Raw genomic sequence first — 21,597 nt, 5'->3', positions numbered from 1 at the left:
CATTATATCCCGGCGCGCTGCACTGGCATGAATCCGGCACCGCCCCCAACCAACGGCAGGGGGGCGGGCGGGCTGCGGCTGTTAAGGTCCAAGGTTTGCATCAACATGGGATGGAAGATGACTCGCACTGATCGTCGGCGCCGGGCGCGCTGGGGGAGCCTGATCGTGGGCATGGCACTGCTGGCCGTGGCCCCACTTGGGCTGGCCGCACCGGCCGCCCAGACCGCCGCCCCGCAGGTGGCTGCCGCCAGGGGCGCGCAGGGCTATGAGCTGCCGTCGGCGGCCCTGCAGGCCGTGGTCGACGCGCCGCGCGCGCCCACCCTGCACCTGTCCCCGCGCCGCGACGTGGCCGCGCTGCTGCAGACACCGGCATTGCCGTCGATTGCCGAGGTCGCGCAGCCGGAACTGAAACTGGCCGGCCTGCGCATCAACCCGGCCACCCATTCGGCCAGCCGTTTCAGCTTTGGCAACAAGCTCTGGCTGACCACCGTGGCCGACGGCAAGGAGCGCCAGATCACCGGCCTGCCGCAGCCGCTGTCGATCGCCAGCCTGGCCTGGTCGCCGGACCAGCAGTACCTGGCCTTCAACCAGGTGCACGCGGCCACCGGCGCCAATGAACTGTGGATCGTCGATGTCGCCGCCGGTTCGGCGCGGCGCCTGCTCGCCGACCTGAACACCGTGCTCGGCGACGGCTACAGCTGGCTGCCCGACAGCCGCGGCCTGCTGGTGATGCAGCAGCTCAAGGGCCAGGGCCCGGCACCGGCCGCGGGCGGCATTCCCGCCGGCCCGGCGATCCAGCAGACCGAGGCCGATGCCGGGGTGCGCTCGATCCGCACCTACCAGGACCTGCTCAGGAACGAGGCTGATGCCCGCCAGTTCGATTACTACGCCAGCGCGCAGCCGGCGCGGATCACCCTCAATGGCGTGACCACGCCGCTATCCGGCAGCGGCGTCTACCTGGACACGAGCGTCTCACCGGACGGCCGCTACCTGCTCAGCGAGCGCGTGCTGCGCCCGTACTCCTACCTGGTCCCGGTCGATGACTTCGCACGGCGCATCGAGGTGCTGTCCGCCGCCGACGGTTCGCTGGTGCACACGGTGAGCAACCTGCCGCTGGTGGAAGGCCTGCCGACCGGCAACGACGCCGTGCCGACCGGCGTGCGCAACATCAGCTGGCGCGCCGATGCCCCGGCCACGCTGGTCTGGGCCGAAGCCCAGGATGGTGGCGACCCCAACCGCGAGGCCAAGGTGCGCGACGCGGTGCTGACCCAGGCGGCGCCGTTCGAGACCCCGCCGATCACCCTGGCCCAGCTCGGCAGCCGTTACGCCGGCATCCAGTGGGGGCGGGGCGACCTGGCCCTGCTCAACGAATCGTGGTGGAAGAGCCGCGAGGTCAAGCAGTGGCGCATCGCCCCGGACCAGCCCGGGCAGGCGCCGGAGCTGCTGTCCTCGCGCTCCTCGCAGGACCGCTACAACGATCCGGGCCGGCCGGCGCTGGTGCGCGACGTCAACGGGCGCTCGCGCCTGCAGATCAGCGCCGATGGTCGCAGCATCTTCCTCTACGGCCAGGGCGCATCGCCGGAAGGCGACCGTCCGTTCGTCGACCGCCTCGACCTGGCCAGCAAGCAGACCACGCGCCTGTTCCACTCGCAGGCACCGACCTATTCGGCGCCCATCGCCCTGCTCGACCAGGAGGGCACCTCGCTGCTGCTCACCCGCGAATCGCCGGAAGAACCCTCCAACGTGTACGTGCAGTCGCTGGCAGACCCCACCGCCGCGCCGCGCGCGCTGACCCACTTCGCGCACCCGCTGCCGCAGCTGCGTGGGGTGAGCAAGGAGCAGATCCGCTACAAGCGCAACGACGGGGTGGACCTGACCGCCACGCTGATGCTGCCGCCGGGCTACACCGCGAAGAAGGATGGCCCGCTGCCGCTGCTGATGTGGGCCTACCCGGGGGAGTTCAAGACCGCCGCCGCCGCCAGCCAGGTCACCGATTCGCCGTATCGCTTCAACGCGATCAGCTACTGGGGCCCGCAGGCATTCCTGGCCAAGGGCTATGCGGTGCTGGTGAGCCCGTCGATGCCGATCATCGGTGAGGGCGACAAGGAACCCAACGACACCTACCTGCCGCAGTTGATCGCCAACGCCGAGGCGGCCGTGGACGAGGTGGTCCGGCGCGGGGTGACCGACCGCGAGCACATCGCGATCGGTGGCCATTCCTACGGCGCGTTCATGACCGCCAACCTGCTCGCGCACACCCGCCTGTTCAAGGCCGGCATCGCGCGCAGCGGCGCCTACAACCGCACGCTCACCCCGTTCGGTTTCCAGGCCGAGGAGCGCAACTACTGGCAGGCGCAGGACGTGTACCAGAAGATGGCGCCGTTCAACTACGCCGACAAGATCAAGGACCCGATCCTCTTCATCCACGGCGTGGACGACAACAACTCCGGCACCTTCCCCATCCAGAGCGAGCGCATGTTCGCAGCGGTCAAGGGCTTGGGCGGCACCGCGCGGCTGGTGATGCTGCCCAACGAATCGCACGCCTACCGCGCGCGCGAGTCGATCATGACCATGCTGGCCGAAAGCGAGCGCTGGCTGGAACAGACGGTCGGTCCGGGCAAGCCGATCAAGACGCAGCGCTGAGGCGGCAGGTACCGGCCGTTGGCCGGTACCGCAAAGGACCAGGAGTGCCGGCCGTTGGCCGGCTCCTCGCGGTGCACGACATCGCATGGGGCCGGCCAATGGCCGGCACTACCAGATGTAACTAGTTGCGCGACGCAGCATTGACCTCGTTGTGGGGTAGGCTTGGGTGGATTCCGTTCCCGAGGCCAGTGCGTCGCAGATGAACGAGTACCGAAGCAGCATCGTTTTTGCCACTCCCGATATCCCCCTGCGCGACGACGTACGCCGACTCGGCGCACTGGTCGGCGACCTGCTCGCCGAGCAGGTGTCCACGCAGTTCTTCGATGATGTGGAACAGGTGCGCACGCGCGCCATCGCCCGCCGCGAAAGCGACGCACCGCTGTCCGATCTCAACGATGCCCTCACCGGCCTGCCGCCCGAGCGCGCCGAAGCGATGGTGCGTGCGTTCAGCACCTACTTCCAGGTGGTCAACATCGCCGAGCGCGTGCATCGCATCCGCCGCCGTCGTGACTACCAGCGCGCCGGCACCGCCGCGCCGCAGCCGGACGGGTTGCAGGATGCGCTGCTCAAGCTCAAGGCGCAGGGCGTGACCCTGGCCGAGCTGGCCGAATGGCTGCCGCGCATCGACATCGAGCCGGTGTTCACCGCGCATCCGACCGAAGCCGTGCGCCGCGCGCTGCTGGAGAAAGAGCAGTTGATGGTGGCCAGCCTGGTCGACAACCTCGACGGCCAGCGCACCCCGGGCGAGGCCGCCGCCGATGCGGCGCGCTTCCGCATGGCGCTCACCGCGTCCTGGCAGACCACCGACTCCTCGCCGGTGCGGCCCACCGTGGACGACGAACGCGAGCACGTCGGCTTTTACCTGGTGCAGGTGCTGTACCGGGTGATTCCGGTGCTGTACGAATCGCTGCAGCAGGCCCTGCTGGAAACCTACGGGCAGGACCTGCCGCTGCCACGCCTGCTGCGCTTCGGCACGTGGGTGGGCGGGGACATGGACGGCAACCCGAACGTGGATGCCGGCACCATCCGGATCACCCTGGATGCCCAGCGCCAGGCGGTGCTCGGCCGCTACCAGAAGGACCTGCTGCAGCTGGCCAGCCTGCTCAGCCAATCCACCGAGCGGATCGCGGTGAGCGAGGCGCTGCAGGCGCGCGTGGCGCACTACGAACAGCTGCTGCCGCAGGTGACATCGCGCCCGCGGCATGCCGACATGCCGTACCGCCTGCTCAACGACCGCATGCGCGCGCGCGTGCAAGCCACCCTCGACGATGCCGACGGGGCGTATGCCGCGCCGGAGGAACTCGAGCAGGACATCGAACTGATCCTGGACAGCCTGCACGCCAACAAAGGCGACCATGCCGGCGGCTTCGCGGTGCGCCGCCTGTTGTGGCGGGTGCGGACCTTCGGCTTCCACCTGGCGCGGCTGGACGTGCGCCAGGAGTCCAGCGTGCACGGCCGCGCGCTGGCCAGCGTGCTCGATGGGCAGGACGCGTGGGATGCCGCCGATGCGGTGGCCCGGGCGGCACGGCTGGCACCGTTCGCCAGCGGCGAGCAGGCCCTGCCGGCCAGCACCGAAGACGGCGGCAAGCGGCTGGATGCGGTGTTCGCCGCGTTGGCCGACGCGCGCCATCGCCACGGTGCCGATGCACTGGGCAGCTACATCATCTCCATGGCGCATGACCGCAGCGACGTGCTCGCGGTGCTGGCGCTCGCACGTCGCGGTGGGCTGGTGGACGAGGCTGGCGCGGTGCCGCTGGATATCGCGCCGTTGTTTGAAACCGTGGACGATCTCAAGCGCGGCACCGCCACCCTGCGCGACCTGCTCGCCGACCCGGTCTACCGCACCCACCTGGCCGCGCGCGGCGATGTGCAGATGGTGATGCTGGGCTATTCGGACAGCGGCAAGGATGGCGGTATCGCGGCCTCGCGCTGGGGCCTGCAGCGTGCCCAAGTGGAACTGCTGGAGGTGGCCGCCGAGAACGACATCCGCCTGACCTTCTTCCATGGCCGTGGCGGCTCGATCAGCCGCGGTGGCGGCAAGACCACGCACGCCGTGGATGCCTCGCCGCGTGGCAGTATCGACGGCCGCCTGCGCGTGACCGAGCAGGGCGAAGTGATCCATCGCAAGTACGGCATCCGTGCGCTGGCGCTGCGCTCGCTGGAGCAGTCCACCGGTGCGGTGCTGCGCTCCAGCCTGCGCCCGCGCGCGCCGGAGCCGCGCGAGGAACAGTGGCGCCCGGTGATGGACCTGATCGCGGAGAGAAGCGCCGATGCCTACCGCGCCTTCGTCGGCCAGAAAGACTTCATGCAGTACTTCCGGCTGGCCACGCCGATCGACGTGATCGAGCGGATGACGCTGGGCTCGCGCCCGTCGCGGCGGCTCGGCGAGGATGCCGCGCTGTCCAACTTGCGCGCGATCCCGTGGGTGTTCGCCTGGAGCCAGGCCCGCGCGGTAATCCCCGGCTGGTATGGCGTGGGCAGCGGCCTGCAGGCGGCGATCGAGGCCGGCCACGAGGACACCCTGAAGGAGATGGCGCGCGACTGGCCGTTCTTCAGCACCTTCCTGGACGACATCGCGATGGTGCTGTCCAAGGGCGATCTGACCATCGCCGAGCAGTTCTCGCAGCTGTCCGGCGGCCTGCATGCCACCTTCTTCCCACAGATCCAGCGCGAGCTGGCGCTTACCGGCCAGGTGATCCTCGCGCTTACCTGGCAGGACGAACTGCTCCAGCACGACCAGCGTCTGGCGCTGTCGATCCGCCTGCGCAACCCCTACATCGATCCGATCAGCGTGCTGCAGGTGGACCTGCTGCGGCGATGGCGGGCCAGTGGCGGCGAAGACGACGACGTGCTGCGCGCGCTGGTGGCGTGCGTCAACGGTGTCTCGCAGGGTGTACAGAACACCGGGTGATCCACACCGTTGGTCTGTGGCCCGTCACCGGGAGTGCCGGCCGTTGGCCGGCGCCCCGCAACGCCGGGCATTGTTGCCTTGCGCGCGGGGCGACGCGTTGCCCACTGCACCTCCGTCCAACATCGCGCCGTGCCGGCCAGCGGGCGGCACTCCCGGGGGTTATTCCGGGGAGGGCGGGTTGGACGCCAGCAGCTCCAGGTGCCGCTGCTCCATTTCCTCACGCAGCTGGCGGCGGATCAATGCGGCCGCGTGCCGGCGGCGTTCGTCGCTGGTTTCCAGCTGCAGCGGCGGTACCGGAGTGGGCTTGCCGTCCTCGTCCACCGCGACCATGGTGAAGAAGCAGCTGTTGGCGTGGCGCACGCTGCGCTTGAGGATGTCCTCGGCCACCACCTTGACCCCGATCTCCATCGACGAGGTGCCGGTGTAGTTGACCGAGGCCAGGAAGGTGACCAGCTCGCCGACCGCGATCGGCTGGCGGAACATCACCTGGTCCACCGACAGGGTGACCACGTAGCGGCCGGCATAGCGGCTGGCGCAGGCGTAGGCGACCTGGTCGAGCAGGCGCAGCACCGCCCCGCCGTGGACCTTGCCGGAGAAATTGGCCATCTCCGGCGACATCAGCACGGTCATGGACAGCTGGTTGGATTTGAATTCGGGCATGGGGGGAGTGTAGCGCCGGTAGGGCTGCAGGGAGACCCGACCGTTGGTCGGCTGGACGCACGCGACGGCCGACGCCAACCTGGGCTGATGCCAAAACGACGCCGGGCCGCGAAAGCGGTCCGTCCTGTTTTCTTCGATCATTGCCGCGCTGCGCGCGGCAAGCCGACCAACGGTCGGCTCTACCGGTAAGAGAAGGGCCGCCTTCGCGGCCGCGCCGCGATGGTGCCGATGCGCCGTGCAGGGGAAAGCATCGCCATGCGCCGTGGTGTTGCCGCCCAAACGACGATGGGCCGCCTTCGCGGCCGCGCCGCGATGGTGCCGATGCGCCGTGCAGGGGAACGCATCGCCATGCGCCGTGGTGTTGCCGCCCAAACGACGATGGGCCGCCTTCGCGGCCGCGCCGCGATGGTGCCGATGCGTCGTGCAGGGGAACGCATCACCATGCGCCGTTATGTTGCCGCCCAAACGACGATGGGCCGCTTTCGCGGCCCATCGGCTTTTCCGATCATTGCCAACCGGTAAGAACATGGGCCGCTTTCGCGGCCCATGTGTCTTATTTCAGCTTCGCATCCGCACGCAGGGCGGCGGCGCGATCGGTCTTCTCCCAGGAGAAGGCGGTCGCGTTGACGGTTTCGCCGGAACCGTTGAGGTAGCTGAAGTCCTTCGGCTTGCGGCCGAAGTGACCGTAGGCGGCGGTCTGCTGGTACATCGGGTGGATCAGGTCCAGCATCTTGATGATGCCGTACGGGCGCAGGTCGAAATGCTTGCGGATCAGCTTTTCGATCTTGTCATCGCTGATCTTGCCGGTGCCGAAGGTGGTGACCGAGATCGAGGTCGGCTCGGCCACGCCGATGGCGTAGGAGACCTGCACTTCGCAACGGTCGGCCAGGCCGGCCGCCACGACGTTCTTGGCGACGTAGCGCGCCGCGTAGGCAGCCGAACGGTCGACCTTGGACGGATCCTTGCCCGAGAACGCGCCACCACCGTGACGGGCCCAGCCGCCGTAGGTGTCGACGATGATCTTGCGGCCGGTCAGGCCGCAGTCGCCCACCGGGCCACCGATCTCGAACTTGCCGGTCGGGTTGATGTGGAACTTGGTGCCCTTGTGCAGCCACTTGGCCGGCAGCACCGGCTTGATGATCTCTTCGCGGACGGCCTCGATGAGGTCCTTCTGCTTCACGCCCGGGGCGTGCTGGGTGGAAAGCACCACCGCGTCGATGGCCGAGACCGCGCCGTTTTCATAGCGCAGGGTGACCTGGCTCTTGGCATCCGGGCGCAGCCAGGACAGCGGCGAGTTCTTCTTCTTGCGGATCTTGGCCTGCTGCTCGACCAGGCGGTGCGACAGGTGGATCGCGGCCGGCATGTAGCTGTCGGTCTCGTTGGTGGCATAGCCGAACATCAGGCCCTGGTCGCCAGCGCCCATTTCTTCGGGCTTCTTGCGGTCAACGCCCTGGGCGATGTGCGGGGACTGCTTGCCGATCAGGTTCAACACGCCGCAGGTGGCGCCGTCGAAGCCGACGTCGGAGCTGTCGTAGCCGATGTCCAGGATCACCTTGCGGGTCAAGGCCTCCAGGTCGATCCAGGCGCTGGTGGTGATTTCACCGGCCACGATCGCCACGCCGGTCTTGACCATGGTCTCGCAGGCAACGCGGGCGCGCTGGTCCTGGGCAAGGATCGCGTCCAGCACCGCATCGGAGATCTGGTCGGCAATCTTGTCCGGATGGCCTTCGGAGACCGATTCGGAGGTGAACAGGTAGCTGGACATCAGGCGTAATATCCTTTGATTCGGATGGAAAGATGGGCGCGAATGATACACGGCAACCCGCGCCGTTGCATTGTGCGCCAGCGCGAGTTGCCCGTGGTTAAGCCCGCGTGCCCGTCGCAGGGCCCGATGTGACGGGATTGGGGGCCAGGGTCACCGCCCAGTGTTCCACCAGCGTGACACTGGTCCGGCCAGCCGGGGCCGGCGAGCGTCATCGCGCTGTCGCCAAACCGCCATCGCCCTGCCTTGCCAGGCGCGCAGGCTTCGGCGCATCCGGGCGCCCGGCCCGGGGGAGCACGCCATGCAGCCGCCTGAGCAGCGCAATGCAGGACCGCGTGCCATGCACGCGGTGACCCGACTGTCGCCGTACCGCCGCGCCGTATTCCTGTCCGATGTGCACCTGGGCTCGCGCCACTGCCACGCCACCGAACTGGCGCGGTTCCTGGCCGACCTGCGCTGCGAACGCCTGTACCTGGTGGGCGACATCATCGACCTGTGGTGGATGGCGCACCGCCGGGCGAGCTGGCAACCGGCCCACAGCGAGGTGATCCAGGCCCTGCACGCACTGCGCGGCGCCGGCACCGAGATCATCTACATCCCCGGCAACCACGATGCATCGCTGCGCCAGGTATGCGGGCTGGTGCTGCCGGCCATGCAGGTACGCCGCCGTGCCATCCACGTCACCGCCGACGGGCGCCGGCTGCTGGTCGCCCACGGCGACGACTACGACGGCGTCACCCATTTCGGTGGCCTGCAGGAGCGGTTCGGCGACTGGCTGTATTACCGCATCCTCACCGGCAACCACCTGCTCAATGCCGTGCGGCGCCGGCTCGGGCGCCGGTACTGGTCGTTGTCGGCATTCCTCAAGAAGCGCAGCAGTGCCGCCGAGCGCTACATCGAGCGCTTCGTCCAGGCCGGGCTGGAGGATGTCCGCCGGCGTGGCCTGGATGGGATCGTCTGCGGGCACATCCATCGTGCCGCGCTGGTCGAGCGGGACGGGCTGGTCTACGCCAACGACGGCGACTGGGTGGAGAGCCTCACCGCGCTGGTCGAAGATCCCGATGGCCGCCTGCGGCTGCTCGACCACGGCGGTCGCACGCGGGTGGAGCTTCCGCCCGCGGTCGCCCGCGTGCCGCGCGCGGCCTGAGCGCGCCGCATCGCGCCTGCGCGGCTGCTAGCATCGGCCGATGGACTCCTTTACCCAGATCGTACTGGGCGGCGCTGTCGCCGCCGCCATCGCCCCGGCCGGCCACCGCCGCGCCGCCCTGCTGGCCGGTGCCGCACTTGGCACCCTGCCGGACCTGGACGCCCTGCTGCTCGGCTTCACCACCACCGATCCGTTGGCCCTGATGACCGAGCACCGCAGCTATAGCCACTCCCTGCTGGTGCTGCCCTGGGTCGCGGCACTGATCTGGTGGCTGTTCAAGCGGTTCGGCCATGGCCGGGTCGCGCAGGCGCCGGCGCGCTGGTTCTGGGCGATCCTGCTGGCCCTGGTCACCCACCCGCTGCTGGATGCCTTCACCGTGTACGGCACCCAGCTGTGGTGGCCGTTCACGCCCCCGCCGACCATGTGGTCCAGCGTCTTCATCATCGATCCGCTGTACACCGTGTGGCTGCTGCTGGCCTGCGTGGTGGCCTGGGTCGCCCGCGCGCGCCCGCTGGCGCAGAAGGCGCTGGTGGCCGGGCTGGTGCTCAGCTCCGGCTACCTGGGCTGGTCGCTGCTGGCCAAGCACACGGTCGAGCGCGACGCCGACCGCGCGCTGGCGGCGATGGGCCTGGGCGATGCGCCGCGGTTTTCGGTGGCCACCCCGTTCAACACGCTGCTGTGGCAGGTGGTGGCGATGACCCCCAGTGGCTATGTGATCGGCGAGCGCTCGCTGGTCGCCGATGACGGCCCGATGACCTTCGAGGGGCATCCGTCCAATGTGCAGGCCCTGCGCCAGGCGGCCGCGCTGCCGGCGGTGCAGCGGCTGGCGTGGTTCAACCGCGGCTTCATGCGCGCGCAGGTCGTGCAGGGCCAGTTGCAGCTCAGCGACCTGCGCATGGGGCTGGAACCGGACTACACCTTCACCTTCGCGGTGGCCCGGGCCGAGGGCGAGGGCTGGGTGGCGATCACGCCGCTTCAGCTGCGCCCAGCGTATGAAGGCGCGCAGGGCAGGGCGACACTGAAGCGCCGGTTCGCGGGACTGTGGCAGCGCATCTGGCACGCCCCGACCGCCACCGGGGTGATCGCACCGAAGGCAGGGCTGACGGAGGCACCGTGACCGAACGGTTCGAGATGGAGATCAATGGCACGCGTTATACGCGGCTGGCCGATGTGCCGCCGGAGTACCGCGCGTTGCTGGTGCACCTGGACCCGGCGCGGTCGGCCGAGCAGCCGGCGGTTCCGCTGCGCGAGATCCTGCACAAGGCCAAGGCGCAGCCTGATCGGGCGCGCCGGCAGCAGGTGGCGCTGGAGGCGCTGGCCAAGGTCGATCCTGCGCGGGCGCGGCGCCTGCAGAACACGCTCACCGAGCGCATCCAGCGGCCGGCGACCGGTACGCTGGAAGTGGGCACGCCGCCGAGCGCCCGCCCTCGCGACGCCGCCCGCCACAGCGCCGCCGGCATGACCGTGGCGCCGGGGGATCGCGGCGGGCTGGGGCTCTGGGTGGTGCTGGCGGGCGTGGTGGTCGCCACCGTCGTCGCCTGGATCATGCGCTAGCGGCGCAACCTCGCGCCCGCGTCTTCAATACACCGTCGCGCGTGCCTGCACGAAGGAGAAGAAGAACACCGCGTTGGGGTCGTTCTGCACCAGGCTGAACTCGCGACGCATGCCGTCCACGGTGTCCTGGTCGACCAGGCCCGCCTCCAGCAACGCATCGACCGCCGACAGCAGCAGCTGCTCCCAGAACGCGATCATGGTCTTGCGCCGGGCCGGCTCGCGGTTGTCCAGGTGGATGGTCTTGATCTCGGTGTGCACGTCGCGGAAGCCACCGGCCAGCAGCAGGTTGCCCAGCTTGGCGCCGACGAACGGGTCGCCGCCGTGGTCGTACTGGAAGTCGTTGAACGCCATCCAGTAGCGCCAGATGTGCGGCGAGTACGGATCGAGCAGGAACGAGGCGTTCATCACCTCGGTGATGTACACCGGCGAGCCCGGGGCCAGCACCCGGCGCACTTCGCTGAGTACGCGCGCCGGCGACGGCACGTGTTCCAGCACCCAGCAAAGGAAGGCCGAGTCGAACTGGCGCGCGCCGAACGGCAGGTCGCCGGCATCGGCCTGCAGCAGGGCGTAGCGCTCGCTGCACCAGGGGGTTTTTTCCAGGTTGCCGCGCGCGGTATCCAGCTGGGCCTGGCTCAGGTCCACCCCGGTGACATGCAGCTCGGGGAAGCGGCGCAGCAGGATCTCCGTCTGCGCACCCACGCCACTGCCCACCTCCAGCAGGCGCTGGGCACCGCTGTAGTCGATGCCACTGAAAATGCTCGATTCGAACAGGCGGGCCTGGGTCACCAGCCGGTGCTGCTCGGTACTGGAGAACCCATGCAGGTAGGTCGGGGCGGCGATCGGCGGGGTCATGGCAGTGGACTCAGGCAGCAGAGGACAGCGGCACGCCAGCGGCGAGCGCGTTGAAATAGTCGGTGGTCAGGGCGATCTGGCTGGCGGCATCGTCGGCGCGGTTGACCACCGCGCGGAAGGCCGCGTTTTCGGGGCGGTCCTTGGCGTACCAGCCCAGGTGCTTGCGCGCGATGCGCACGCCCTGCGGCTCGCCGTAGAAGTCGTGCAGCGCGTGCAGGTGGCCGAGCAGGATGTCGCGCACCTCCTGCAGCGACGGCGGCGCCAGCAGCGTGCCGGTGGCCAGGTAGTGCGCCACCTCGCGGAAGATCCACGGGCGTCCCTGCGCGGCACGGCCGATCATCACCGCGTCCACGCCGGTGACCGCCAGCACGTGGGCGGCCTTCTGCGGCGAGTCGATATCGCCATTGGCCAGCACGGGGATGCGCAGTGCCGCCTTGATCGCGGCGATGGTCTCGTACTCGGCCTGGCCGGTGTAGTGCTGGTCGCGGGTGCGCCCATGCACGGCGAGTGCGGCGATCCCGCTGTCCTCGGCGATGTGGGCGATGCGCGGGCCGTTGCGATGGTCGCAGTCCCAGCCGGTGCGGATCTTCAGCGTGACCGGTACATCCACCGCCGCGACCACGGCGCTGAGGATGCGGGCGACGAGGTCCTCATCGCGCATCAGCGCCGAGCCGGCCCAGGCGTTGCACACCTTCTTGGCTGGGCAGCCCATGTTGATGTCGATGATCTGCGCGCCATGATCGACGTTGTAGCGCGCCGCCTCGGCCAACTGCTGCGGCTCGGTGCCGGCGATCTGCACGCTGATCGGGTCCGGCTCACCGGCATGGTCCATGCGGTGCAGGGATTTGCGCGTGTTCCAGAAGCGCGGGTCGGAGATGGTCATCTCCGAGGCGGCCAGGCCCGCGCCCAGCCGCTTGCACAGCAGCCGGAAGGGCTTGTCGGTGACGCCGGCCATCGGCGCCAGCACCACGTTGGGCTGGATGTTGTAGGGGCCAATCTGCATGGGCGCATTGTAGAGCGCGCCGGCCGTGCCCAACGCGCGGGCGGGCACCCTGTTCAGGCCGATCCGGAAGGGCCTGATGCGCTACGGTCATGAGCATATGCTTGACCCTTGGTTCCACCGCCCCCAGTGACCGGGGATGCTGGGCAGTTGGCTGAGGGCCCGGTCGTGGTCAAGGCGCCGGGCCGCAGGCATAGGCCAGCACGGCCAGGTGCCGCCGTGGGTCCAGCCCGAGCAGGTCGAGTACGGCGGCATCCTCGAAGGAGCCGATCGCGCAGCCGGCGGCCTTCATCGCCGCCACTTCCTGCCCCAGCGCCCCCAGCCAGACCCCCGCCTCGATCAACACGAAGCGGCCACCGCGTTCACCGTACTTGGCCAGCGTGCCCGCCGGCTCGGCGATCAGGAACAGCACCGCCGCCGGCCGCTCCGGCCAGTCCACGCCGAGCAGCGTGGACAGCGCCGGCCACGCCGGGCACGGCGCCACCGGCACCAGGGCGTGTGCGAGCGGGTCGTACCAGTGGATGCCCTGCGCCGGGGTGGGCGCATCGTCGCTGGCGTACAGCGCGGCATAGGCCTGGATCGGGTACTTGGCCCCACCGGACGGCAGGCGCCGGGTGTCGCTGGCACCGGGGCGTGCGCGCAGCGGGGCCAGCACGCGCCCCAGCTCCTGCGCGCCCCAGCGTGCGTCCCCGAAACGGCGGCCACTGTGGCGCTGCGCCAGGGCGTCATCGGGGTGGACCGGGTCCGGCAGGGCGATGCCGCCGGCCGCATGCAACGGCCGCGGCGGCGAGCCAGCGCGTGCGGCATCGTCGGCGATGCGCGCGCGCATCACCTCGGCGCGCGCAGGGTTGAGTTCGCCGTTGTGCCAGAACAGATGGAACAACGGGGCATCCTGCCAGGGGGAAGGCGGTGACGGCATGCGGTCCTCGGGCATCAGCCCAATGGATGCGGGAAGGGATTGGGAAACGCACCGCCGTGCGGCACGCCGGGATAACGCCAGGCCACGTCCTGGCACCGGCCACCGAGGAACGGCGCGCGCTCGTCGGCATGCAGGCCACTGAGCTGTGGCGACAGCACCCGCATCACCCGCAATCCCGCCGCGGCCACGTCGGCGGTGGTCAACTCGCGGTAGTACAGCGCGATGCCGGCATGGCCGAGCCGCCGCCGCAGCGCATCCAGCTCGGCGATCGCGCGCTGCGCCGGCGGGCGCAGCGCGGCGTCGGGCGGCGGCAGGGTCAACGGGCTGGCGCCTGCATCCCGCAGCAGCGGCAGCTGCGGCCACAGGTCCGGGCGCAGGGTGTAGAACGCGGCATGTTCGTCGAAGCTGCGCAGCGCTGCCGGGTCGCGCGGCAGCCGGGCACTTTCGCGGCCACACAGATGCGCGGCGAAGGTCAGCGACTGCTGCCATTCCAGCAGCGCCTTGTGCAGCGCCTCGCCCGGATCGGCGCGGCAGGCGATGCCGAGTACATTGCGTGGGCGGCCGTCGAACGGGATGCCACCGGCGACCGCGATGACCGGGTGCGGGTTCCACTGCTGGGTCAGGTCGAAGGCCTGCAGTTCGCCACCGCGCGCGCTTGCGTGGGCATGCCATGGCGCCGGCAGGGCGATCCTCCGGCCGGCCACGCCATTGAGCCAGGTCACCGCCAGCGCATCGCGCTCGAGCAACTCCTGGGCGGCGCGCAGCAGCGCCAGCCACGCGCCATCACGGCCATCCCGCCAGGCGGCCAGCCCACTGGAGGTCGACGGCAGCCGCGCCTGGCCCCTGCGCGGCCCCAGTCCCACCAGTTCCTGCGGCACCCAAACCACCCGGTTGTCATCCAGCGCATGCACCGCGGCGAACAGATCGTCATCGCGTTCGGGCATCGGCCACGGAAAGCCGGGCGTCGCGCGTTGGTGTGCCGAGAACAGGGCGAACGTCGCTTCGTCCAGGCGTTGCGCGGGCGTCAGCGCATCACGGCGACGCACCTCGAGGCCCACCTGCGCCGCCGCCAGCCGCTCCAGCGCCTCGGCGACCGCGCCATCGGCGGCTGCATCGGCGTCCAGCGCGACCGCGCCTGACACCCCTTGCCAGGGGTTGGCCGGGTCGGCCGGGGTGGCGGCATTGTGGACCCGGCGTCCCTCGAACAACGGGCCGGTGTCATCACAGGGGTTGGCGTCGATCGCCTGCGCCGGGCGGACCAGCCCACAGCGCGGACGCGCCGCGCCATGCAGCAGGTGCGACGACAGCGTGGGGGTTTCCGGGTCCGCCGCGTCGGCGGCGGAGCGGCTCATTTCAAGACGCTCAGCCAGAGCATCATCTCGGCCGCGCCGACCACGAACAGGCCCAGCAGCAGCGCGATGCCGATGCCGATGCCGCGCCCGAGCGAACGCCCCGAGCGCTCGTAGATGAGTGCGTAGATCCCGACATACACCCCGACCGCGACGAACAGGCCGAATATCGGGTTGGCGATGCCCATGAAGAGGCCACCGCCGGCCGCCGCCAGCGGCAAGGCGAACAGCCCCAGCAGCACCCGGCTGGTGCGGCTCATCCCGGCTGCCGGCACTACATGGGCGGCGCTGTCGGAAAGGTCCGGATGCGCGGTGCTGGACGGGTCCGGCTGCGATCGAGGTTGCGGGGTGTCGTGGTCGGTGCCTGTCGGGGTGTCGACGGCGACGACCGGGGCGTGTGCGTCACTGCCGGCGGCCGCGGGCACAACCGGTTGCAGCCCGCCGAGCACCACCGCCGACAGCACCGAAGTGCCGAGCAGGGTGACGATGCAGGAACTGCAGGTGGTCGAGGTCGAGCCGCCGCCTGCCGCGGCAAGGTCCTGGCGCGAAGCACTGGCGTCGAACTGGTTGGGCAGGCGATACATACGGTCACTCCATTGACCGAGGCGGAAACGCCCGGCGCGTGGGCCACAGTATCACGGGCGCACGGCGTCCCAGGGCAACGACAGCGGCGCTGGCAAGGGTGCGTCGCCGCGCTGGCAGGCCGGGCACCACGGCAGCCGCAGCACCCGGTCGCGCTCGCCATGCAGGCGATGCAGGTCCAGCCAGACGGTGCGTTCGAAGTAGCCCAGCAACAGCTGGGGTTGATCCAGCAACGGCGCGACCAGTGCCGCGATCCGTGCCGGTTTCGCCGCGACCGCCGGCATCGCCGGCACTGCCGCCTCGCCCCATCGGCGCAGCACCCGGTTGCCCAGGCAATACACACAGGCACTCTGGCCCGGCACCACATAGGGCCCCAGCGCGAGCGTGTGGTGATAGCTCAGGTCCAGCAGCAGGTGCGGTTGGGTCGGCATCTGCGTGCGGTACCGGGTCAAGGCCGCTTCCCAGCCAAGCCCATGCCGGACCAGCACCAGCAGGTCGGCATCGGCGACGGCATCGACGCGCTGCAGCGCCGCGCCACCCTGCTGGTCGAACGCGTCGGCCAGGCCGGGCAGGGGATCGCCGAGCCAGTCCAGTGCATAGCGCCGCACCGCGGGCACTGCCTGCAACGGCACCAGCACGCCGAGGCGGATCAACTGGCGGACCGCGGAGCCGCAGTCGGCATCGTCCTGCAGGATCGCCAGGGTGTCGTCCTGCCAATGGCCGAGGATCCGCTCGACGGCTGTCGGCGTATCGGCCTCGTCGACCACGTACAGCTCGTCCGCGCCACCGGACACCAGCAACAGCTGACGCTGCGCATGGGTCTGCGAAAACAGGGCCCAGGCCGGATTGCGCGTCCAGCGCGGTTCGTCCGCCTGCGCCACTGCGTGTTCGGGACTGCCTGCTGCTGCCACTGCGTACGGTCCGTGTATCGGTTGAAACCCAAGAATAACGGCAAACAGGCGCGCCACGTTCTGCTACGGTGCGCGCGTGCGCACACTGCCTGTTGCCAACGTTCCGGTCACCCCGCCGCCCTGGCGCGAGGCGTTGCTGTGGATGCTGCTGCTCGGCGCGATGTTCATCCATGGCTACAGCTGGACCAACCAGTGGGCGGCAAGCCAGGCCCAGACCCATACCCTGCATGGTCGCTGGGATGATGCGATCCCGTTCTGGGCGTGGACCATCTGGCCCTACCTGGCGTTGAACCTGTTGTACCCGCTGACGTTCTTCATCTGCCCGACCCGGTCGGCTTTGCGCCGCCACGCGGTGGCCATCGCCCTGGTGCAGGCCGGCTGCATGCTTGCCTTCGTGTGCTGGCCAACCGGCAATATCCGTCACCTGCCGCAGCCGGACGGCGCCAGTGGATTGCTGTTCGCCCAGCTGCGCGCGTTCGAGGCGCCGTTCAACATGGCGCCGTCGCTGCATGCCGCGGTACTGGTGCTGGTCTGGCAGGCCTGGCGGCAGGTGCTGCGGACGGAGGCGGCGGCGCTGCGCTGGCTGTGGCACGGCGCCTGTGGCCTGATCCTGCTGTCGACCGTGACCACCTGGCAGCACGATCTGCTGGACGTGCTTGCGGGACTGTTGCTCGGTGCGCTGGCGGGGTGGATCGCGCGATCCGTGTGCAGGCCGCGCCGGCCAGTCGGCTGAGCTGCGCGGACGGCGATGAAGCAAAAAAAAGGCCAGCGCGAACGCTGGCCTCGCTATCCACGACGGTGACGCTTACTTGTTCTCGACATCACCCGGGGTGAAGTGCGGCATCGCCACGGCGGCGCCTTCCTTCTCGGTGGAGCGGCCCGCGAACTGGTTGGCAAAGCGCACGTGACGGATGAAGGCCGCCTCGCCGTCCTGCGCGATCGAGGCGCACAGCGCGCCGTTGAACGCGTCGCCGGCACCGGTGGTGTCCAGCACCTGTACCTGTTCGGCACCCACGCGGTAGTACGGCTGGGTGTCGCCGCGCAGGTTTTCCTCGGCATGCGAAACGAACACACCCACCGACCCCAGCGTGACCACCACCGTGCCGTTGCCGACCAGCTTGCGGCACAGCGCATGCAGGCTGGCACCGTCCAGGGCGGCGACGTCGTTGGCGTCCACGCGCTCACCGACATGGCGGCCGAGCAGGGCGGCGAACTCGGTCTCGTTCGGGGTCAGCACGTCGGCCAGCTTGAGCAGGCCGATGCTGGAGGGGGCGTCGGCCGGGGCGGCATTGAGCACGGTGGTGGCACCGGCCTCGCGGGCCAGCGCCAGCGCCGCTTCGATGGTTTCCACCGGGGACTCCAACTGCGCCAGCACCACCTTGGCGCGGCCCAGCAGCGCGCGCTGGGCCTGCACGAAGTCCAGGCTGAGCGCCGCGTTGGCACCGGGGCCGATCACGATCGTGTTGCGACCGCGGGCGTCCACGTAGATGCCGCCGGTGCCGGTCGGCTCGCTGCTGGCCTCGGCGGTCAGGGCGAAACCGTCCTGCTCGGCCAGGCCACGCGCCATCGCACCGCCGGCGTCGTCGCCGAGCGCGCACAGGAAGGTGGTCGCCGCACCGGCGCGGCGGGCAGCCACGGCCTGGTTGAAGCCCTTGCCGCCGGGGCCGGTGCTGTAGCGCCCGGCGATGGTCGCACCCGGGGCCGGGAGCGACTCGCAACGCCAGACATGATCCACGTTGAAGGAACCGACTACGACGACACTGCTACTCATAAAGACTGTTTCTCAAAGAACGGATATCAGCTGAAATGCGTCAGCACGCCGGCAATGGTCGCCGTCATGAAGGTGGCGATGGTACCGCCGAGCACGGCGCGCAGGCCGAACTTGGCCAGATCGTGGCGACGCTCGGGGGCCAGGCCACCAATACCACCGATCTGGATCGCGATGGAGCTGAAGTTGGCAAAACCGCACAGCGCGTAGGTCGCGACCAGGCGGCCTTCCTCGGACAGGGACACCCCCGGCACCTGGCCGTTGACGATCTCCGACAGCTTGGAATACGCCACGAACTCGTTGATGACCACCTTCTGGCCGATCAGCGAGCCCACGGTGTTGGCGTCGGCCCACGGGGTGCCGATCACCCAGGCGATCGGGGCCAGCACATAGCCGAAGATGGTCGACAGGTCGGTCGGGCGACCAATCATCGCCTGCAGGCCGCTTACTTCGCCCAGCCAGGTCAGCGGGGCGTTGAGCAGGGCGATCAGGGCGATGAAGGCCAGCAGCATCGCGCCGATGTTCAGCGCCAGCTTGAGGCCGTCGCCGGCGCCGGCGGCCGCCGCGTCGATGATGTTGCTGGAGGTCTTTTCCACTTCCATCTTGACCGTGCCGCGGGTCAGCGGGGTACCGGTCTCGGGCACCAGCAGCTTGGCCACCACCAGGGTCGCCGGCGCGGCCATGATGCTGGCCGCCAGCAGGTGCTTGGCGTAGAAGGCCTTCTGCACCGGGTCGTCGCCGCCGAGCATGCCCACGTAGGCAGCCAGCACGCCGCCGGCGATGTGCGCCATGCCGCCGATCATCATGGTGATCAGCTCGGACTGGGTCATCTTGGCGATGTACGGGCGCACCGTCAGCGGCGCCTCGGTCTGGCCGATGAACACACTGGCGCAGACGCTGGTGGTTTCCGCGCCGGACACGCGCATCACCTTGGTGATCGCCCAGGCCATGCCGCGCACGATCCCCTGCATCACGTTGAGGTGGTACATGACCCCCATCAACGCCGAGAAGAAGATGATCGTCGGCAGCACCTGGAAGGCGAAGATGAAACCGAACTTGCTGGTGTCCATCAGGCTGCCGAAGATGAAGGTCGAGCCGGCGTTGACGAACTCCAGGATCTTGACGAAGCCCTTGCCCAGCGCATCGAACACGTCGCGGCCACCGGGCACCAGCAGCACCACCGCGGCGAACGCGATCTGCAGGGCGATGCCGGTCACCACCAGGCGCCAGTCCACGGCGCGCTTGTTGTTCGAGAACAGCCAGGCGATGCCGATCAGCACTGCCAACCCGAACAGGCCGAAGCCAATCCTGCCCAAACCATCGACCATGAGACTTCCCTTGGGGCGCCGCGAAAAACGGGAAGCCTATAGCGGTGGCAGGGTCCGGGCAAGGAAAAGCAGCGTCCAGGTACCCATCGGCCGTGATCGGGCAAGTATCCACAAGGGTTCGCGCGGTCCAGCCGGCTACACTGACGGGCATCGTTCCGGCCCGGATGCGGGCCTGCAGCAGAGGAGAACCCCCATGCACTACCGGCGTCTTGGATCCACCGGCCTGAAGCTGTCGGCCTTGTCCTTCGGGGCCTGGGTCACCTTTGGCGACCAGATCGGCCGCGATGAGGCCCGCAACCTGATCGCCAGCGCCTGGGACCATGGCATCACCTTCTTCGACAATGCCGAAGGCTATGCGCGCGGCCGCGCCGAGCAGGTCATGGGCGATGTGATCGCCGACCTGCGCCTGCCCCGCGATGGCTTCTGCGTATCCAGCAAGGTGTTCTTCGGCGCCGTCGACGATCCGCGCCCCACCCAGCACGGGTTGTCGCGCAAGCATGTCACCGATGCCTGCCATGCCGCCCTCAAGCGGCTGCGGGTGGACTATCTGGACCTCTACTATTGCCACCGCCCGGATCCGGACACGCCCATCGCCGAGACCGTGCAGGCCATGGACACCCTGATCCGCCAGGGCAAGGTGCTGTACTGGGGCACGTCGGAATGGTCGGCCGCGCAGATCCAGGAAGCGGTGGCCATCGCCCGTGCCCAGCACCTGCACCTGCCCTCGATGGAGCAGCCGCAGTACAACCTGCTGCACCGCGAGCGGGTGGAGCGCGAGTACGCGTCGCTGTATGCCGACCCGGGCCTGGGCACCACGATCTGGTCGCCGCTGGCCTCTGGCCTGCTGACCGGCAAGTACAACGACGGCGTGGACGCGCAGTCGCGGCTCGGCCAGGGCCAGCTGGGCTGGCTCAAGGACCAGGTGCTGGGCGACCCGTCCGGCAACCGCCTCGACACCGTGCGACGCTACACCGCCCTGGCCGCCAGCCTCGGCGTGTCGCCGGCACAGCTGGCAATCGCCTGGTGCCTGCGCAACCCCAACGTCTCCAGCGTCATCCTCGGCGCAAGCCGGGTGGGGCAGCTGGAAGAGAACCTGGGCGCGCTGGACCTGCTTGAGCAGGTCGATGACGCCACGTGGCAGCAGGTCGACGCGATTTTCGCCTGACCGAAGGGGAGGGGGTGGACTGGGACCGGAACTGGAACTGGAACGGGAACGGGAACGGGTAGAGCCGAGCCATGCTCGGCTGCATGCCCCCCAGTCCCCCAGATCCCTCAGCCCCGCAACCCGGCAGCTCGGCAACCGGCAACCCGGTAATCCGGTAATCCGGTAATCCCGGCCATCCCGGCCCCGCAGCCGAGCATGGCTCGGCTCTACCGGGCGAGGGGTGTAGAGCCGAGCCATGCTCGGCTGCATGCCCCACAGACCCCCAGATCCCTCAGCCCCGCACCTCGGCAACCCGGTAATCGGCAACCCGGTAATCGGCAATCCGGTAATCCCGGCCCCGCAGCCGAGCATGGCTCGGCTCTACCGAGCGAGGGGTAGAGCCGAGCCATGCTCGGCTGCATGCCCCACAGTCCCCCAGATCCGTCCGCCCCACGCCTCGGCAACCCGGCAACCCGGTAATCGGCAATCCCGGTAATCGGCAATCCCGGCAACCCCGGCAATCCCGGCAATCCCGGCAATCCCGGCAATCCCGCCGCCGCAGCCGAGCATGGCTCGGCTCTACCGGGCGATCGGTGCTGCCTTCGCTGGCTTTTGATTGATGGCATCAATCGGAATAACGAAATCCATCATCAATTCCATCATTGAAGTTGAGAATGGTTGTTGATTGTCAACTGAGAATCATTATCATTTAAGTCGTCCCTCGCACGAGTCCAGACGATGAACACTCAAGCTGCTGTACTGCTGCGCCCCGAAACGCTGACCCTCCGCGACCGTCCGGTCCGCGTGGTCCCGCCCGAAGAAGTGATCGACAGCGAAGCCCTGCTCAAGGGCCGCCGCGAAATCCTGATCCAGCACGGCGACCGCTTCTATCGCCTGCGCCATACCAGCAACGACAAGCTGATCCTGACCAAGTAACGGCGCTGCCTCCCCCACGGGCGGGCCTGCCGTCGCGCCGCCGCGCGACCGCTGCCGTCCCGGGCCCCGCCTCGGTCCACCGCTCTCTCCCCCTCGACACGTCGCCGGCGACTTCGGTCCTCGACGCCGGT

General features: G+C 69.3%; 19 protein-coding genes. 9 read left to right on the top strand and 10 right to left on the bottom strand.

From position 1 onward, the window contains the following. The first annotated feature begins 117 nt into the window (after positions 1 to 117). Positions 118 to 2,643, top strand: a complete 2,526-nt coding sequence (locus tag M2421_RS17655) for a prolyl oligopeptidase family serine peptidase (RefSeq protein ID WP_259209184.1) — start codon at positions 118 to 120, stop codon at positions 2,641 to 2,643. A 199-nt stretch (positions 2,644 to 2,842) separates the two neighbouring features. Then, positions 2,843 to 5,554: a phosphoenolpyruvate carboxylase gene (gene ppc / locus M2421_RS17650; RefSeq protein WP_259209313.1), complete on the top strand. Its 2,712-nt coding sequence runs from the start codon at positions 2,843 to 2,845 to the stop codon at positions 5,552 to 5,554. Between the two features lie 159 nt (positions 5,555 to 5,713). Here the strand turns inward: ppc and M2421_RS17645 are convergent, their stop codons facing one another. Beyond that, entirely contained in the window at positions 5,714 to 6,214 is a 501-nt protein-coding gene (locus M2421_RS17645; protein WP_256774928.1) for an acyl-CoA thioesterase, read from the bottom strand. A gap of 219 nt (positions 6,215 to 6,433) precedes the next feature. On the opposite strand from M2421_RS17645, the gene M2421_RS17640 reads away from it, so the two are divergent. Continuing rightward, positions 6,434 to 6,736 (top strand): hypothetical protein, encoded by a 303-nt coding sequence (locus M2421_RS17640; protein ID WP_259209178.1) that lies wholly within the window; start codon positions 6,434 to 6,436, stop codon positions 6,734 to 6,736. Between the two features lie 31 nt (positions 6,737 to 6,767). Here the strand turns inward: M2421_RS17640 and metK are convergent, their stop codons facing one another. Further along, positions 6,768 to 7,979: a methionine adenosyltransferase gene (gene metK, locus M2421_RS17635; RefSeq protein ID WP_259209175.1), complete on the bottom strand. Its 1,212-nt coding sequence runs from the start codon at positions 7,977 to 7,979 to the stop codon at positions 6,768 to 6,770. Between the two features lie 337 nt (positions 7,980 to 8,316). On the opposite strand from metK, the gene M2421_RS17630 reads away from it, so the two are divergent. The 3 genes from M2421_RS17630 to M2421_RS17620 are packed head-to-tail and all read left to right on the top strand — an operon-like array spanning position 8,317 to position 10,677. Further along, on the top strand, positions 8,317 to 9,123 hold the full coding sequence (locus M2421_RS17630; protein WP_259209173.1) for a UDP-2,3-diacylglucosamine diphosphatase: 807 nt from the start codon (positions 8,317 to 8,319) through the stop codon (positions 9,121 to 9,123). 40 nt (positions 9,124 to 9,163) lie between these two features. Further along, entirely contained in the window at positions 9,164 to 10,240 is a 1,077-nt protein-coding gene (locus tag M2421_RS17625) for a metal-dependent hydrolase (protein WP_259209172.1), read from the top strand. Then, a complete protein-coding gene (locus tag M2421_RS17620; protein ID WP_259209171.1) occupies positions 10,237 to 10,677 on the top strand; it encodes a hypothetical protein in 441 nt (146 codons plus the stop codon). Before M2421_RS17625 ends, M2421_RS17620 begins: the two co-directional genes overlap by 4 nt. A 24-nt stretch (positions 10,678 to 10,701) precedes the next feature. Here M2421_RS17620 and M2421_RS17615 read toward each other — a convergent pair whose 3' ends face one another. The 6 genes from M2421_RS17615 to M2421_RS17590 all read right to left on the bottom strand — a co-directional run bounded on the left by M2421_RS17615 (position 10,702) and on the right by M2421_RS17590 (position 16,290). After that, positions 10,702 to 11,529 (bottom strand): methyltransferase domain-containing protein, encoded by an 828-nt coding sequence (locus M2421_RS17615; RefSeq protein WP_259209169.1) that lies wholly within the window; start codon positions 11,527 to 11,529, stop codon positions 10,702 to 10,704. A gap of 10 nt (positions 11,530 to 11,539) precedes the next feature. Beyond that, positions 11,540 to 12,532 (bottom strand): tRNA dihydrouridine synthase DusB, encoded by a 993-nt coding sequence (gene dusB, locus M2421_RS17610; protein ID WP_259209168.1) that lies wholly within the window; start codon positions 12,530 to 12,532, stop codon positions 11,540 to 11,542. Between the two features lie 169 nt (positions 12,533 to 12,701). Beyond that, on the bottom strand, positions 12,702 to 13,412 hold the full coding sequence (locus M2421_RS17605; protein WP_259209166.1) for a SagB/ThcOx family dehydrogenase: 711 nt from the start codon (positions 13,410 to 13,412) through the stop codon (positions 12,702 to 12,704). Positions 13,413 to 13,462: 50 nt separating this feature from the next. Further along, positions 13,463 to 14,800, bottom strand: a complete 1,338-nt coding sequence (locus M2421_RS17600) for a YcaO-like family protein (protein ID WP_259209164.1) — start codon at positions 14,798 to 14,800, stop codon at positions 13,463 to 13,465. After that, positions 14,797 to 15,381, bottom strand: coding sequence for a hypothetical protein (locus tag M2421_RS17595; RefSeq protein WP_259209162.1), 585 nt, complete (start codon positions 15,379 to 15,381; stop codon positions 14,797 to 14,799). Before M2421_RS17595 ends, M2421_RS17600 begins: the two co-directional genes overlap by 4 nt. Positions 15,382 to 15,432: 51 nt before the next feature. Further along, complete coding sequence (locus M2421_RS17590) at positions 15,433 to 16,290, bottom strand: hypothetical protein (protein ID WP_259209160.1); 858 nt, start codon at positions 16,288 to 16,290, stop codon at positions 15,433 to 15,435. A 76-nt stretch (positions 16,291 to 16,366) separates the two neighbouring features. Here M2421_RS17590 and M2421_RS17585 point away from each other — a divergent pair, with 76 nt between their 5' ends. Further along, positions 16,367 to 17,023: a hypothetical protein gene (locus M2421_RS17585; protein ID WP_259209159.1), complete on the top strand. Its 657-nt coding sequence runs from the start codon at positions 16,367 to 16,369 to the stop codon at positions 17,021 to 17,023. Between the two features lie 72 nt (positions 17,024 to 17,095). On the opposite strand, the gene M2421_RS17580 is transcribed toward M2421_RS17585, so the two are convergent. Both M2421_RS17580 and M2421_RS17575 read right to left on the bottom strand, forming a co-directional pair. Continuing rightward, positions 17,096 to 18,061: a ribokinase gene (locus M2421_RS17580; RefSeq protein WP_259209157.1), complete on the bottom strand. Its 966-nt coding sequence runs from the start codon at positions 18,059 to 18,061 to the stop codon at positions 17,096 to 17,098. 26 nt (positions 18,062 to 18,087) lie between these two features. Next, positions 18,088 to 19,386: a nucleoside transporter C-terminal domain-containing protein gene (locus M2421_RS17575; protein ID WP_259209156.1), complete on the bottom strand. Its 1,299-nt coding sequence runs from the start codon at positions 19,384 to 19,386 to the stop codon at positions 18,088 to 18,090. A 193-nt stretch (positions 19,387 to 19,579) separates the two neighbouring features. On the opposite strand from M2421_RS17575, the gene M2421_RS17570 reads away from it, so the two are divergent. Next, the gene (locus M2421_RS17570; RefSeq protein ID WP_259209155.1) at positions 19,580 to 20,551 is read left to right on the top strand and encodes an aldo/keto reductase; all 972 of its coding nucleotides are present in this window, start codon (positions 19,580 to 19,582) and stop codon (positions 20,549 to 20,551) included. Positions 20,552 to 21,268: 717 nt separating this feature from the next. Next, positions 21,269 to 21,466, top strand: a complete 198-nt coding sequence (locus M2421_RS17565) for a hemin uptake protein HemP (RefSeq protein WP_019182448.1) — start codon at positions 21,269 to 21,271, stop codon at positions 21,464 to 21,466. Positions 21,467 to 21,597: the final 131 nt, after the last annotated feature.

It is taken from the genome of Stenotrophomonas sp. BIGb0135 (assembly GCF_024810105.1).
GTDB lineage: Bacteria > Pseudomonadota > Gammaproteobacteria > Xanthomonadales > Xanthomonadaceae > Stenotrophomonas > Stenotrophomonas maltophilia_AB.
This window is presented reverse-complemented; position numbering and strand designations above follow the sequence as displayed.